The organism is Lactobacillus sp. UCMA15818, assembly GCF_030400225.1.
Lineage (GTDB): Bacteria > Bacillota > Bacilli > Lactobacillales > Lactobacillaceae > Liquorilactobacillus.
Genome location: NZ_VJYB01000004.1, coordinates 46728 through 60972, shown reverse-complemented (window position 1 = coordinate 60972; position 14245 = coordinate 46728). Strand labels below are relative to the sequence as shown.

At 35.1% G+C, this 14245-nt stretch carries 14 protein-coding genes and 1 other annotated feature; of the genes, 12 read left to right on the top strand and 2 right to left on the bottom strand.

Annotated features, from left to right (window positions below; all coding sequences use genetic code 11):
• Positions 1 to 69: 69 nt before the first annotated feature.
• Positions 70 to 984: a cation transporter gene (locus FFX44_RS06710; protein WP_289979142.1), complete on the bottom strand. Its 915-nt coding sequence runs from the start codon at positions 982 to 984 to the stop codon at positions 70 to 72.
• Positions 985 to 1179: 195 nt separating this feature from the next.
• Between FFX44_RS06710 and FFX44_RS06705 the strand changes: the two genes are divergently transcribed.
• Positions 1180 to 1716, top strand: a complete 537-nt coding sequence (locus FFX44_RS06705) for a TetR/AcrR family transcriptional regulator (RefSeq protein WP_289979141.1) — start codon at positions 1180 to 1182, stop codon at positions 1714 to 1716.
• A gap of 156 nt (positions 1717 to 1872) precedes the next feature.
• Entirely contained in the window at positions 1873 to 2829 is a 957-nt protein-coding gene (locus FFX44_RS06700; protein ID WP_289979140.1) for a sugar-binding domain-containing protein, read from the top strand.
• Positions 2830 to 2862: 33 nt separating this feature from the next.
• Here FFX44_RS06700 and FFX44_RS06695 read toward each other — a convergent pair whose 3' ends face one another.
• Positions 2863 to 3612 carry a DeoR/GlpR family DNA-binding transcription regulator gene (locus tag FFX44_RS06695; protein WP_289979139.1) on the bottom strand — a complete coding sequence of 250 codons (750 nt, stop codon included), beginning with the start codon at positions 3610 to 3612 and terminating at the stop codon, positions 2863 to 2865.
• A 156-nt stretch (positions 3613 to 3768) separates the two neighbouring features.
• Between FFX44_RS06695 and FFX44_RS06690 the strand changes: the two genes are divergently transcribed.
• The 10 genes from FFX44_RS06690 (at position 3769) to FFX44_RS06645 (ending at position 14234) form a co-directional block, all read left to right on the top strand.
• A complete protein-coding gene (locus FFX44_RS06690) occupies positions 3769 to 4590 on the top strand; it encodes a glycyl-radical enzyme activating protein (protein WP_289979138.1) in 822 nt (273 codons plus the stop codon).
• Positions 4591 to 4930: 340 nt separating this feature from the next.
• Positions 4931 to 7384 carry a glycyl radical protein gene (locus FFX44_RS06685; RefSeq protein WP_289979137.1) on the top strand — a complete coding sequence of 818 codons (2454 nt, stop codon included), beginning with the start codon at positions 4931 to 4933 and terminating at the stop codon, positions 7382 to 7384.
• Positions 7385 to 7406: 22 nt separating this feature from the next.
• The gene (locus tag FFX44_RS06680) at positions 7407 to 8093 is read left to right on the top strand and encodes a fructose-6-phosphate aldolase (protein WP_289979136.1); all 687 of its coding nucleotides are present in this window, start codon (positions 7407 to 7409) and stop codon (positions 8091 to 8093) included.
• Between the two features lie 232 nt (positions 8094 to 8325).
• Positions 8326 to 8602, top strand: a binding site (T-box leader).
• Between the two features lie 55 nt (positions 8603 to 8657).
• Positions 8658 to 9158: a GAF domain-containing protein gene (locus tag FFX44_RS06675; RefSeq protein WP_289979135.1), complete on the top strand. Its 501-nt coding sequence runs from the start codon at positions 8658 to 8660 to the stop codon at positions 9156 to 9158.
• Complete coding sequence (locus FFX44_RS06670; protein ID WP_289979133.1) at positions 9145 to 9618, top strand: S-ribosylhomocysteine lyase; 474 nt, start codon at positions 9145 to 9147, stop codon at positions 9616 to 9618. The genes FFX44_RS06675 and FFX44_RS06670 overlap by 14 nt, the downstream gene beginning before the upstream one ends.
• Before the next feature lie 21 nt (positions 9619 to 9639).
• Complete coding sequence (locus tag FFX44_RS06665; RefSeq protein WP_289979132.1) at positions 9640 to 10410, top strand: acetoin reductase; 771 nt, start codon at positions 9640 to 9642, stop codon at positions 10408 to 10410.
• A 53-nt stretch (positions 10411 to 10463) separates the two neighbouring features.
• Positions 10464 to 11624 carry an aminotransferase class I/II-fold pyridoxal phosphate-dependent enzyme gene (locus tag FFX44_RS06660; protein ID WP_289979131.1) on the top strand — a complete coding sequence of 387 codons (1161 nt, stop codon included), beginning with the start codon at positions 10464 to 10466 and terminating at the stop codon, positions 11622 to 11624.
• Between the two features lie 28 nt (positions 11625 to 11652).
• A complete protein-coding gene (locus tag FFX44_RS06655) occupies positions 11653 to 12705 on the top strand; it encodes a methionine ABC transporter ATP-binding protein (protein WP_289979129.1) in 1053 nt (350 codons plus the stop codon).
• The gene (locus FFX44_RS06650; protein WP_289979128.1) at positions 12695 to 13366 is read left to right on the top strand and encodes a methionine ABC transporter permease; all 672 of its coding nucleotides are present in this window, start codon (positions 12695 to 12697) and stop codon (positions 13364 to 13366) included. Before FFX44_RS06655 ends, FFX44_RS06650 begins: the two co-directional genes overlap by 11 nt.
• A gap of 13 nt (positions 13367 to 13379) precedes the next feature.
• The gene (locus tag FFX44_RS06645; protein WP_289979127.1) at positions 13380 to 14234 is read left to right on the top strand and encodes a MetQ/NlpA family ABC transporter substrate-binding protein; all 855 of its coding nucleotides are present in this window, start codon (positions 13380 to 13382) and stop codon (positions 14232 to 14234) included.
• The last annotated feature ends 11 nt before the right edge of the window (positions 14235 to 14245 follow it).

The window sequence follows — 14245 nt, the reverse complement described above, 5'->3', positions numbered from 1 at the left end:
TTAAATTTTCATGGTTTTGGACTGTCTTTTGAGATGTTACTATGGGATTTTTTTGCCTAAGTGTTCAAATTAATTAATGTCTATTAAAAAATTGACATCAACTATGTGAAAAATATTTGTTAGTTGTGTCCTTATTTTATTTGCTGTGTTAGTAAACTTTGTAGTTCTTAAGAAGATATGAGGTGGGATTAAAATATCAACCTGTAAATGAAGTCCCTGTTTAAAGACAGAAACCTTATGATGAGTATGAGTAGGGAAGTCTGAGAATTCTTTATCCACAATTTGTTCGACTTTCTGTTTGATGGAACCGTGAATTAATGCTGTATCCAAGAGTTCATGGAATGACTGGGTAATGCCTATTATTGGTTGTTTGATGCATAGCAAAACAAGGGTAATCGTGACGAAAAAGTCTCCCGTATATAGTAGAAATGACCACTGGGATGTTCTTGAAATAAACATTAGAAGAAGAGATATTACGCCAATTCCGGAAGATATGATAATATCTATTAGTGAATTTTGGGACTCAATGGATAGTAATTCACTTGATTGATCTATTAATTTATTGCTGTGGTAATAGGTATTAAATAATATTGTTCCAAGAAAGACCATTGCAATTGAATAAACCAAAATAGGAAGAGGTTTAATCACAGTACCTTGGCCTGTAGAAAAATAAATATAGGCTTGGTAGCTAACACTCCAAGAAGTTAGGCTGAGTAGAATGATTACCCAGATGGATTTAAAAAGGACATAAAGGGGCTCTAATTTGAAACGTCCTTTAGGAAATTTTTTTGTCTTTTTAGGGCTACTTTTGGATACAATAACAGCGATTATACCTGAAATAACTTCTATAAATACAAAAGAGGCATCAAGAAATAGAACTGCTAGATGAGTTGTAAGAAAAGCAAGTATTCCTAAACAAGTCATAAAAAAATTTATGACTATTCCCCTTTTTAAACTTAATTTTTCTATTTTTTTTGCATTCATAATATGTACCATCCTATATTGAATTTATTAGTCTGATTATTTTACCAGTAGTTGCAGGCATACAAGGATCATAGTCAAATAAGCTTTTATATAGTGCTATTATTATCTGTGTGGGTAATATTTCCAAGCACAGTTATGGGCAAAATGTATTTTAATGGACAAATTATTAAATATTGATTAGTAGGTGATTTTATAATGGATGACAAGAGAAAACAAAAAACACGAAAAAATATTGAAACTACATTCATTGAAATTCTTGAAAAAAGGAAAGTAAATACAATTACGGTTGCTGAAATCGTCAGAAAGTCGAATATATCTAGAAGTACTTTTTACCTGCACTATGATGATATTTATGATTTGTATGATGAAGTTAGATTGGGTTTTCTGAACTGTTTACTGGATAATTTAAATAATTATTATCCATATAATAGGGCTACTAGCTATTTGGAACTCATCCAAAATTTAATTTTTTTTGTTGAAAAAAATCAGCAATTATTCTTGATTTTTATTAAAGAAGATGGAAGTGCGACATTTGATAAATTAACCACAATTCTTGTTGAAAAAATAATTGAATTTGAAAAAATTGATTCAACCGATTTGCAGGGATATTATGAAATTTCATGGTCTGTTCGAGGAACGTTAGGCATAATTGTTAGCTGGGTTCAAAATGGTATGCAGCCGCCCAAAAAAGAGTTTATTGAAATCATAAGGTCAATTTTAGATAAATTATAAGAAATACAAGGGTTGATTGTTAGTAATTGTTCTTCTATAAAAAAAGAAAATGGCCGTAAATAATAAATACAGATAAAAGTTTGACTTTTGTAGTAGACTTGAACCAAAAATTTGTTAACTTCAGTTGATTTAAGAATGTAATTAGGGAGCGAAATGATGGATAACAATCGGTACCATTTGTTAGAAAAAGTGGCATATCTTTATTATACCAATGGCTATACTCAAAAAGAAATTGCGATGTTTTTGGGTATTGAACGTACTACTATTAGTCGGATGCTTAAAAAAGCAGGTACATTGGGAATTGTAAAAACCGAAGTTCAAATTGATAATTTGGAACAATTGCAGCTAGAATTAGCTTTACAGGAAAAATTTAATTTGAAAAATGTGATGATTGCTGCAAAAGAGCCGCAAAGAAAAGTTAGTACTGAGCTTGAAGTTGTGCAAGCAGCCGCGGCGTATCTTAAACAGCTAATCAAACCAGGTTCAACAATCGGTTTTGCATGGGGAACGTTACTTTCAAAAATGGTTGATCAATTTAGGGGGGCCGGGAATAATCTGGGAACAACTTTTGTACCCCTAGTTGGCAGTCCTAGTCTTTCAAATAAGCAATATCACGCAAACCAGATTGTTTATAATGCTGCCAAACAATTTGGTGGGAAAAGTTTATTTATAGATGAAAAAGCAATCCAGGCTCGACCAATTACCACTGTATTGAACAGAAATAGCTTCCAAAAAATTCTCGCGGCATGGAAACAATTAGACATTGCGGTTGTTGGTGTCGGGGGTTCTTTGACTGATGAAAGCAGCAGCTGGCGGGACATGCTCTCGGAAGAAGACCGCATACAACTAAAAAAGCAGCATGCCATTGGTGATTGCTGCTGCACTTTTTTTGATCAGGAAGGGGAAATAATAGGTGGACAGTTATTGGAACGAACAATCGCAATTCCACTCTCAGAATTGCGTAATATTAAAAATTGCGTGGCTGTGGTAATCTCACCTGAAAAGGCACTAGCTATATTAGCCTTACTCAAAATGGGATTTTTAACTGCTTTGATTACCGATGAAGAAACAGCACGCCAAGTTTTGAGAGTTGCTCATTCCTCAATGCAATAAACAACAACAGACATAAAAAACAGTTTTTATAAATCAAACCAAATGCAACTGAATATTATTGCTTTCTAAACCTGTTTTAATTGCCGGTGGGACTTCCTTATCCGTATAGATTTGATTAACTTCAGCCAAAGTGAATTGGCGAATTGACCCCATCTTTTGGAATTTACTAGAATCTGTTAAAATGATTAATTCACTTGCTTTTTCTGCCATTGATTGTACTGTTTCAGTGCGCATAATATCATTACCAAAGAAACCCATTTGCAAGTCAAACCCATCCGTTCCAATAAACAGTTGTTGCACACGAAACTCTTGAAGTGTCTGTCGTACTAAGGGACCGACAACAACCTGTGAACTTGGCTGATATGCACCTCCTAAGACGATAACATTTAAATTTTCATATGCAGCAACATAGTTTGCAATAAAATACGAGATGGTAATAATCGTAACTTTTTTCCCTTGTTTGCCTAATTGCTGAGCCAGCAGTGCGCATGTTGATCCAGATTCAATCATGATAATAGATTGATCTTTGACAAGTTCAGCCGCCTTTTTAGCAATCTCTAATTTGACTTGATAATTTTGCGCTAAACGATAGCTTAAATCGTCTGGGTTGTTAATAATTGCATACCCATGCTGACGTTGCAATAGTCCCTTCTCTTCCAACGCATTTAAATCCTTACGAACGGTTACTCGCGAAACTTTAAGTATCTCAGCCAGTTTAGTAACTTCGATTTTACGTTTTTGATTGACTATCTCCAATAAATCATCTGTTCGTGAACGATTCATTAATTTACCTCCTGCTAAATACAATTCTACCTCTTACAGTAATTATAACTTTTTAAATTCTAAAATCTAGTTTCATATGAAATTAATTATGGTTGCGTTGAAAATTAAGTGTGCTATAATTTAGCCGAAATAAATAATGTAAGAAGGAGTGATTATATGCAATCTGAATTATCACAGCAAAAACATCCTCTCCCGCAAGTAAAAACCGGTTTGATTTTTAATATTCAGAAATTCAGCCTAAATGATGGGCCAGGTATTCGAACGGTCATTTTTTTCAAAGGATGTCCATTGCGGTGTGCGTGGTGTTCTAACCCTGAATCGCAACTACGACGTCCTGAACAAATGTACGATGAAAATAAAAAAAAGAATATTACCGTTGGAAAATATTGGACTGTTGCGGAGTTAATGGATGTTATTTTGCAAGATCGTCCTTTCTATGAAGAATCTGGTGGAGGAGTTACTTTTTCAGGTGGTGAAGTTCTTTTTCAGGCTCCTTTTGCCATTGAACTAGCCAAAGCCATCAAGAAGGCTGGACTCCACTTGGCGTGTGAAACAACTGGTGATTGCAGTTCACGTATTTTTAAAGAATTCATGCAGTACATTGACTTTATGTATTATGACTGCAAACAGTGGAATGCTCGTAAACACCGAATTGGAACGAGTGGTGATAATAAAAGAATTCTAACCAACCTTGAATTGGCAATCGCATTTGAAGTCAATATCCATATTCGCATCCCCATTATTCCGGGATTTAATTATAATTTAGATGATGCAGTTCATTTTGGTGAACTCTTTAATAAAATCGGAATAACAGCTGTTGAATTGTTACCCTTCCATCAATTTGGATTAAAAAAATATCGAGATTTGAACCGTGAATACCCTCTAAAAAAGCAAGCACAATTGCATGCGGAAGATCTAGTAGATTATCAAAAAGTATTGGAACAGGCAGGTATTCGTACAACAATTAATGGTTGGTAAATAAAAAAAGATAGTTAACAGGTTTGAGATGGTCAAGCGAATTTCTTCGAAGCTTTTTTGAAATTCGCTTTTTTGAGTTGAGTTATTTAAAGTAAGTGCACAAAAGTGCATTCTTGAACAATTATTCATTGTCATAGAAGCCAATATTTCCTGCAAAAGAACTTCACATTAGTGTTTTGTGCCTTGCCATGGCGAATGTTAAGTTAGATTAGTGACAAGTAATGAGCTTTACAGTACTTTTGTAAGTAATTTTATGGCTTGACTTGCAACATATAATTGTTATTATTGCTTCGTAAGTAATAATTTATGATTACGTTCGAAGTAAAGGAGGGACTTTAAAATGTCAAAAACAATAGTTAGCCAAGAAACTTTAACAAAGACTCACACTGAGAATCATTTTGGAAAATTAACTCCCAGAATGAATCGTTATCGGGAATCAATTCTTAATGCTAAACCTTATGTGGATCCAGAACGAGCAGTTTTAACAACTGAGGCTTATAAGAATCATCAGCAAGAACAAATCGATGTTCTTCGTGCAAATGTTTTGAAACACATTTTAGAAAAAATGACCATCTACATTGAACCTGATACTTTACTGGTCGGCAACCAAGCACAAGAAAATCGCTGGGCGCCTGTTTTTCCAGAGTATTCAATGAATTGGGTCATTGATGAACTCAATACATTTGAAAAGCGTCCAGGTGATGTTTTCCATATTACCGAAGATACTAAGCAAAAGTTATGTGAGATTGCGCCGTTTTGGAAAAACAATACCCTTGAAGATCGCGGATTAGCAGCATTTCCACCTGAAGGTAGAGTGTTTTATGACTTAGGCATTATTGGTGCTGATGGAAATATCACTTCTGGTGATGGACATATTGCTGTTGACTATCAAGCACTGTTGCAACATGGATTGAAATGGTATGAGAAACGTGTAAAAAATGCAATGCACAAGTTAGAACTGACTGATTATGAGCAACAGAAAAAACTATATTTCTATCAATCAAGTTTGATTGTGATTGATGCTGTTAAAGATTTTGCACAACGATATGTTGTACTAGCTCTAAATGAGGCAGCGAAAACAACTGATGCTGCTCGTAAAAAAGAATTGCAGTTGATTGCAGATATCATGGGTCGTGTTCCTTATGAACCGGCAGTTACTTTCCGTGAGGCAGTACAGTCAGTTTGGTTTATCCATAATATTCTTCAAATTGAATCAAATGGTCACTCTGTATCATATGGTCGTATGGATCAATATCTAAATCCGTATTATGAAGAGGATCTGGCAGAAGGGCGAATTACAGAAAAACAGGCAACAGAATTGTTAACTAATCTTTGCTTGAAAACTTTGACCATCAATAAAATCCGTTCATGGGCCCATACTGAATTTTCTGCCGGAAGTCCGTTATACCAAAATATTACGATTGGTGGACAGAATGAATCTGGTGAAGATGCTACAAATGATGCTTCTTATCTAATTCTAAAAGCTATCGTTCAAGCACATCTTCCACAGCCCAACTTAACGGTGCGTTATTTTCATGGGCTAAGTAATCACTTCATGCGCGAGTGTGTTGAAGTAATTAAGCAAGGACTGGGGATGCCGGCATTCAATAATGATGAGATTATCATACCTTCTTTCATTGCGCGTGGGGTAAAGAAAGAAGATGCATATAACTACAGTGCTATCGGGTGTGTCGAGACTGCTGTTCCTGGTAAATGGGGGTATCGCTGTACAGGAATGAGCTTTGTTAATTTCCCACGAACCTTATTAATTGTCATGAACGGCGGGGTTGATCCTGAATCAGGAAAGAGATTACTTCCAGACTACGGACATTTTACGGCGATGACATCATATAAGCAGTTAATGACAGCTTGGGATAAGTCTTTGCGCGAGATCACACGGCAAAGTGTCATTATCGAAAATACTTGTGATATGGTTCTTGAACAAGGTTATCCCGACATTCTTTGTTCCACTTTGACTGCTGATTGTATTGGGCGCGGAAAAACTATTAAGGAAGGTGGAGCTGTATATGACTTCATTAGCGGCCTGCAGGTAGGCATTGCCAATCTGGCAGATTCTTTAGCAGCCATTAAACAATTGGTTTTCGAAAAACAGCGAATTACGTCGCAAGAATTATGGGATGTTCTGCAAAATAACTTTGCAGGTGAACATGGAAAACGAATTCGTCAGATGTTATTAGACGATGTTGCTAAGTATGGTAATGACGACGATCAAGTTGATGAACTAGTGGTTCAAGCCTACCAGCCATATATTGATGAAATTAGTAAATATCATAATACGCGTTATGGCCGTGGCCCAAATGGCGGACTCCGTTATGCTGGCACAAGTTCAATTTCAGCCAATGTTGGACAAGGACATAGTACACTGGCAACCCCAGATGGCAGGTTAGCTAGATCACCGCTAGCCGAAGGATGTTCACCTGAACACGCAATGGATACTAATGGACCGACTGCTGTCTTTAAGAGTGTCTCCAAGCTGCACACTGCTGATATTACAGGCGGAGTTTTATTAAATCAAAAAATGTCGCCGCAAATTTTACGCAATGAAGAAAATTGCATGAAATTAGTTGCATTACTACGTACATTTTTTAATCGTCTTCATGGATATCATGTGCAATATAATATTGTTTCGCGCGATACTTTAATTGCTGCACAGAAGCATCCTAAAGAATATCGTGACTTAATTGTTCGGGTTGCAGGATACTCAGCTTTCTTTGTAGGTTTATCTAAGGAAACACAAGACGACATTATTGAACGAACTGAACAGAGCTTATAATTTGGAAAGGCAGGTCATTGTCATGGAATTTTTATTAGACACTATTGATCTAGATTGTATTGAAAAATATACTAAGGCATTACCGGTAGCAGGGGTAACTTCTAATCCAAGTATTGTAAAAAAACAGGGGAAAATTGATTTTTTTAATCACATGAAGCAAATCCGACAAATAATTGGTCCCAGTGCTACCTTGCACATCCAGTTGGTTGGCCAAACTATTAGCGAAATGCTTGCTGATGCGCAGACAATTTTTGAACAAGTTGGTCCTGAAACCTATGTTAAGGTTCCGACAACATTAATTGGATTAGAGGTCATCAAAAGACTGAAGCAAGAAGGTCATAATGTAACGGCCACTGCTATTTATACTAAGTTACAAGGACTCTTAGCAATTTCAGCTGGTGCCGATTATATTGCACCTTATTATAACCGCATGCAAAACATGGGAATTAACGCTCCGGAGGTCATCAAGGAATTCGCAGCTGCGATAACAAGCAATGGGACTCAAACTAAAATTCTTGCTGCTAGTTTTCACAATGTTGATCAAATTACAACGGCGTTAGCCAATGGCGCGCAAGCAGTTACTGTTGATCCAGCTTTAATTGCCACAGGGTTGAATCATCCCGCTATTCAACAAGCCGTTAATGATTTTACCAATGATTGGGAAGCGACTTTCGGTGTAGGTCAAACAATCACTAGTCTTTTAAGTTAGTTTAAAAGACTAGTCTAGTGCTTAGGTCTCACCCTTCAATTTCAAATTTACAAGAATTATTTTTGAAGGAGATACAAATATTTCACCATGTAAAAATTCATAAATGTTAGGTATATTTTATTGATAACCGACTGGATTTATTAATTTAAAATGAAAAACAACTCATTTAATTATAAAATAGATATTGACAATTATTATTTGATGAGACATAATACTGGAAAGAAATTAATAAAGTTAATGAACGTAGAGATGAGTAAGTTGGGATGTTGTTATAATAGAGAGTCGTCATATGGTGAAAGACGGTAGCAACGAAGAACTGAAGATGGTCTTAAGATGAGTTTGCACTATTGAGCATAAGCTAGGTAGTGTCGGGTACTCCCGTTACAGGGTTAGGGTATGAATTTTCAGTAATATTTTTTTATTATTGTGTTTGAGTACCTGAAGTGAGGCGGTTCATGAGAACTGCTTAAATTAAGGTGGTACCGCGGAAAAGCACTTTCGTCCTTTATCTATTAAAGATAGATAATTGACGAAAGTGCTTTTTTGTTGCGGAAAGGAGATTTTATGGAGAATCGGGTAAAAGACTATCAACTATTAGTCAAACAGGCTCAAGAATTGTTAACTGGGGAAGAAGATTTGATTGCCAATATGAGTAACATGGTTTCATTAATTTTTAACAGTTTGCATAAAATAAATGGAGTTACCTATTACCGCTTTATCAATAATGAATTAATCTTAGGTCCGTTCCAAGGTAAACCTGCATGTATGCACATTGAAATTGGAGCTGGTGTTTGCGGAACTGTTGCTAAGATTAAAAAAACAGTAATTGTACCTAATGTTCATGAATTTAAAGGACACATAGCTTGTGATAAGTCATCAAAATCAGAGATTGTTGTGCCAGTTTTTAAGGAAAATATATTTTGGGGTGTTTTAGATTTAGATAGCCCTGAATTTAATACATTCAATGAAATTGATCAAAAATATTTAGAACAAATTGCACCCTTTATTTTTGGAGTGAAAACAGTGGATGAAGAAACGGAGAGAAAAATTAATGGCAAAAGTTGAAAGTTTTACATTAGATCATACAAAGGTTAAGGCACCATACGTTCGATTAATTGCAGAAGAAGTTGGTCAAAATGAAGATATTATTAGCAATTTTGATTTACGACTAGTACAGCCAAACGAGAACGCTATTCCTACAGCGGGGCTACATACAATCGAGCACTTGTTAGCTGGGTTGTTGAGAGACCAACTAACGGGAGTTATTGATTGTTCCCCATTTGGTTGCAGAACAGGCTTTCATTTAATTACTTGGGGTGAACATTCAACAGTTGAAGTTGCTCAGGCACTAAAAAATGCCTTATCTGAGATAGCAACTAATATTACTTGGGAAGATGTACAAGGAACAGATATTTATAGCTGTGGCAATTATCGAGATCATTCATTATTTTCAGCTAAGGAATGGGCAAAAAAAATTTTAGAAGAAGGCATCAGCAGTGATCCTTTCGTAAGAAAAGTTATTTAAAAATAAGGAGGTAATTTAAATATGGCAGGGTTAGCAATTATTACAGGTGCAGGGCAAGGAATTGGTGAAGGAATTGCATATCGATTGGCTAAGGAAGGATATGCAATTGCAGTTGCTGATATTAATCAGCAAAAAGCAGATCAAGTAGTCAATAATTTGATTACTCAGGGTTTTCCAAGTAAGGCTTACTACTTAGATGTAGCTCATCGTGATGAGGTATTTAATCTAGTTAATTTAGCAGTAAGCGATTTTGGAGACTTGAAAGTATTTATTAACAATGCTGGAGTAGCGTTTATTGAGAAATTCGTAGATACAGTACCTGAAGATTTTGAACGTCTAATTGATGTGAATTTAAAGGGCACCTATTGGGGAATTCAAGCCGCTGCTAAACAATTTTTGAAGCAAGGTAAAGGAGGAAGAATTGTTAATGCTGCTTCTCTAGCTGGGGTTGAGGCTTCTGCACTTCAAAGTGCATATTCAGCTTCTAAATTTGGAATTCGAGGATTAACTCAATCGGCTGCCAAGGAACTAGCCAAAGATCATATAACAGTTAATGCCTATAACCCTGGAATCGTGCGTACTCCTTTGCGAGATGGTATTGATAAGAAAACTTCTAAGATCAAGCATATAAGTGTTGCTGAACAGCAAGCAAGATGTCTAACAGAAATTGCTAATGGTCGTGAGGCTACACCGGCAGACGTTGCAGATGTTGTAGCATGGTTTGTCTCGCCAGGAGCTGAATATATTACGGGACAATCAATTATGGTTGATGGTGGCATGAGATATCTTTGACCTTTTAAGTTCAAGAATATAATATGTTGTCCTCATTAAGGAGGGTCTAAGGAATGCAATTCTTGACATCCAATAAAATGGCAGATATTGTGCCTAATTTTTTTGAACAATTGGATAAAAAAATTAGTCAAATAGAGGATAAAGGTTCAATGATTGATCTAGCGAAAGGAAACCCAGACCAACCAACACCAGAATTTATTATTGAAAGTCTGAAAAAAGCGGTGGACTTAAAAACTAATCACGGGTATACCCCTTTCAATGGTAAACAAAATTTTTTAGATGCAATTGCACGATATTACCAAAGAATTTATAACATCGAAATAGAAACGAAAAGTGAAATACTAACTTTTAATGGTTCAGTAATTGGTATATCAGCAATACCGCAAGTTATTTTAAATCCAGGAGACTATGTTATTACCACAGATCCTTGCTATCCGGAATATTATACTGCTGTGTCATTAGCAGGTGGAAAATTATATCAATTACCGCTTACTAGGCAGAATCACTATTTACCAGATTTAAGCAAAATTCCACATGAAATTGTCAAACAAGCTAAAATATTATTACTTAATTACCCTAATAATCCCACAGGTGCTACCGCAACTGAAGAATTTTTTAAACAGGCAATTGAATTTGGTAAAAAAAATAAAATTTTAGTAGTAAACGATTTTGCGTATGCAGCTATTGCATATGATCAGCGACCTGTAAGCTTGTTACAGATTGAAGGTGCTAAAGATTATGCAGTTGAATTGAACACTTTATCTAAGACTTACGATATGGCTGGTTGGCGTGTGGGATATGTATTAGGCAATGAATCAGTTGTCACAGCACTCAAGAAGTATCATTCACATGTGTATAGCACTATATTTGGTGCAATTCAGGATGCAGCAGTTGCTGGGCTTGATTCGGATCAAGAAGCCGTAAATCATATTAGAGATACTTACCAAAAAAGACGAGATGTGTTAGTTGCTGGATTAAGAAATCTTGGTTGGGATGTTGAAGAACCTCAAGGAACATTCTTTGTATGGATAAAAACTCCAGCTGAGTATGGTGGTCAAAAGTTTGCAGAGTTGATTTTGAAACAAGCAAATGTTGTAGTAGCCCCTGGAATTGGTTTCGGGCCGAGTGGTAAAAATTATATCAGATTAAGTCTAACGCATGATGAAAAAATACTGAAAGAAGTGATTAAGCGATTTTCAGTACTTGAGTATTAATTATCTTGAACGAGAAGAGGTGTAGCCTTTGACAACACAAAAAATTGTTAGTTTTGATCATGTCAGTAAGGAATTTGAGGGTAATAATAAGAGTTCTAAAATACAGGTTTTGAAAGATGTTAATCTATCAATAAATGAAGGCAGTATTTTTGGAATTATTGGATACAGTGGAGCTGGTAAGTCAACATTAATTCGTTGTATTAATGGGATTGAGAGCCCTACAAAAGGAGATATTTATTTCAAGAAAACAGTAATTAATCGAATATCAAATGTTGAATTAAGAAAACGAAGAAAAGAAATTGGAATGATTTTTCAGCAATTTAATCTAATGCCCTCACGAACGGTTTTTGAAAATATTGAATTACCTATCAAGTACAGTGGTAAATCAAAAGCGGAAATAAAGCAAAAAGTGAATAAATTACTTGAATTGGTCGGACTGCCCGAGAAAATCAATACTTATCCAGCAAATTTATCCGGAGGCCAAAAGCAACGAGTTGCAATTGCAAGAGCATTAGTCAATGATCCACAGATTCTGCTATGTGATGAGGCAACAAGTGCGCTGGATCCACAAACGACGGCGGATATTTTAGAACTATTAAAAAAGTTAAATGAAAATTTAGGAATCACTATTATTGTTGTAACTCATGAAATGCATGTAATTGAAGACCTCTGTGAATATGTAGCTGTACTAGATAAAGGACGAATTGTTGAACAGGGGGAAGTCTATTCGATCTTCTCCAATCCACATAATGAATTAACAAAGAATTTTATTGCAACTACTTCTAAATTGAATTTACCAGATGAAGTGTTGCATAGCGATTTGTTGGCACTGTCAGGAAACAAATTATTAATTAAGATTACTTACGTTGATAGTGAGGCAGTCGAGCCACTAATTTCTTATGTTTCAAGAAAATTTGAGGTAGATGCAAATATTATTGTTGGTGATATTAAGATTCTTCAGCAAAAGCCATTAGGTGGTTTAGTAATTATTCTAGACGGTACGAAGGCGCATATAAAAGAAACAATTGACTACATTAAAGGACAAAACATCAGGTTGGAGGTGTTGGAACATGCCAAGTAAACTATTTCCAAATGTTGTTTTAAACTATTCGATATTTAAGCTAGCTATTTTGCAAACGCTAGAAATGCTTGTAATTACAGCAGTAATTTCTTTTTGTATCAGTATAATTTTTGGAATTATTCTAGTAGTTACCAAAAAAAATGGAATTTTAATGAACACTGTCATTTGGAATGTTTTCGATAAAATAATAAATTTATTCAGATCAATTCCGTTTATTATCTTGATTGCAGCATTGATTCCTTTAACTAGGCTTATTTCAGGAACTGCAATTGGAGTAAAAGGAACTATTTTTCCATTGATTGTTGGGATAGTTCCCTTCTTCTCACGACAAATTGAAGCCGCTTTGAATGAATTAGATGGAGGACTGGTCGAAGCCGGTCAAGTTATGGGATTATCACCTTTTCAAATTATTTATTCAATCTACTTGAAAGAAAGTATTGGGAGTATTGCTAGGGTAACAACAATCACAATTATTTCATTAATCGGGTTGACTGCAATTGTTGGAGTTGTAGGTGGTGGTGGAATTGGAGATTTTGCTATTCAGTACGGATATCAACAAAATCAGCAGGATGCAACAATTGCTTGTATATTAGTGTTGTTAATTATTGTTTCAATAGTTCAAGTTATTGGAACTTTAATAAGTCGAAGAGTTGAACATTAGGGGAGGAATAGATATGAAAAAAAATTGGGGGATAGGACTTTTCCGTCCATTAATAATTATATTAATATTTGTTGGAATTTCTGGGATATTAACTGGATGCAGCGGTAAATCGTCTAGTACTAAAACAGTTAAGGTTGGTGTTGTTGGGACAACAGATAATCCAATTTGGAAACAAGTAAATAAGAATTTAAAGGGACAAGGTATTAAAGTGAAGCTAGTATCTTTTTCTGATGGAATTTTGGCAAATCAGGCACTTAACAACAAGGAATTAGACATGGTAGCTTTTCAACATTATGCTTTTTTACATCAAGAAGAGAAAGAAAAAAATTATAAATTTTCTGTAATTGCACAAACATATTTAACACCAATGAATATTTTCTCTGATAAGATTAAGAGTGTTAAGGATATTAAAAAGGGTGATAAGATATCTATTCCTAATAATGTGACAAATGCTGGCAGAGCTCTAACAGTTCTTCAACAAGCGGGATTAATTAAATTGGATGCAAAAGCAGGTGATATGCCCGCTATAAAAGATATTACTGAGAATAAATTGAATTTAAAAATTTTGCAACAAGATCCAGCAAAAATTATGAATCTTTTGCCAGATGTCACGGCAGGTATTACTAATAGTAATTTTGTCAAAGTAGCACATAAGGATCCAATTGATGATGCCATCTATAAAGAATCTTTTAGTTATTCAAATAAAGCTAATAAACCATGGATTAATGTGATTGCGGTTAGATCAAGTGACAAAAATAATGCAACCTACAAAAAAGTTGTTAAGGCATATCACAAGAAAAATGTAATTAAAGTTTATCATACAAAATTCAAGCACATGTATGTACCTGCTTTTAAGGCTGAAAAATAAAAAGGAGAGAG

What these genes read in the sequence shown, in the direction of transcription:
- FFX44_RS06710 (WP_289979142.1), bottom strand. Translation starts at nt 984, where the DNA reads ATGAATGCAAAAAAAATAGAAAAATTAAGTTTAAAAAGGGGAATAGTC.
- FFX44_RS06705 (WP_289979141.1), top strand. Translation starts at nt 1,180, where the DNA reads ATGGATGACAAGAGAAAACAAAAAACACGAAAAAATATTGAAACTACA.
- FFX44_RS06700 (WP_289979140.1), top strand. Translation starts at nt 1,873, where the DNA reads ATGGATAACAATCGGTACCATTTGTTAGAAAAAGTGGCATATCTTTAT.
- FFX44_RS06695 (WP_289979139.1), bottom strand. Translation starts at nt 3,612, where the DNA reads ATGAATCGTTCACGAACAGATGATTTATTGGAGATAGTCAATCAAAAA.
- FFX44_RS06690 (WP_289979138.1), top strand. Translation starts at nt 3,769, where the DNA reads ATGCAATCTGAATTATCACAGCAAAAACATCCTCTCCCGCAAGTAAAA.
- FFX44_RS06685 (WP_289979137.1), top strand. Translation starts at nt 4,931, where the DNA reads ATGTCAAAAACAATAGTTAGCCAAGAAACTTTAACAAAGACTCACACT.
- FFX44_RS06680 (WP_289979136.1), top strand. Translation starts at nt 7,407, where the DNA reads ATGGAATTTTTATTAGACACTATTGATCTAGATTGTATTGAAAAATAT.
- FFX44_RS06675 (WP_289979135.1), top strand. Translation starts at nt 8,658, where the DNA reads ATGGAGAATCGGGTAAAAGACTATCAACTATTAGTCAAACAGGCTCAA.
- FFX44_RS06670 (WP_289979133.1), top strand. Translation starts at nt 9,145, where the DNA reads ATGGCAAAAGTTGAAAGTTTTACATTAGATCATACAAAGGTTAAGGCA.
- FFX44_RS06665 (WP_289979132.1), top strand. Translation starts at nt 9,640, where the DNA reads ATGGCAGGGTTAGCAATTATTACAGGTGCAGGGCAAGGAATTGGTGAA.
- FFX44_RS06660 (WP_289979131.1), top strand. Translation starts at nt 10,464, where the DNA reads ATGCAATTCTTGACATCCAATAAAATGGCAGATATTGTGCCTAATTTT.
- FFX44_RS06650 (WP_289979128.1), top strand. Translation starts at nt 12,695, where the DNA reads ATGCCAAGTAAACTATTTCCAAATGTTGTTTTAAACTATTCGATATTT.
- FFX44_RS06645 (WP_289979127.1), top strand. Translation starts at nt 13,380, where the DNA reads ATGAAAAAAAATTGGGGGATAGGACTTTTCCGTCCATTAATAATTATA.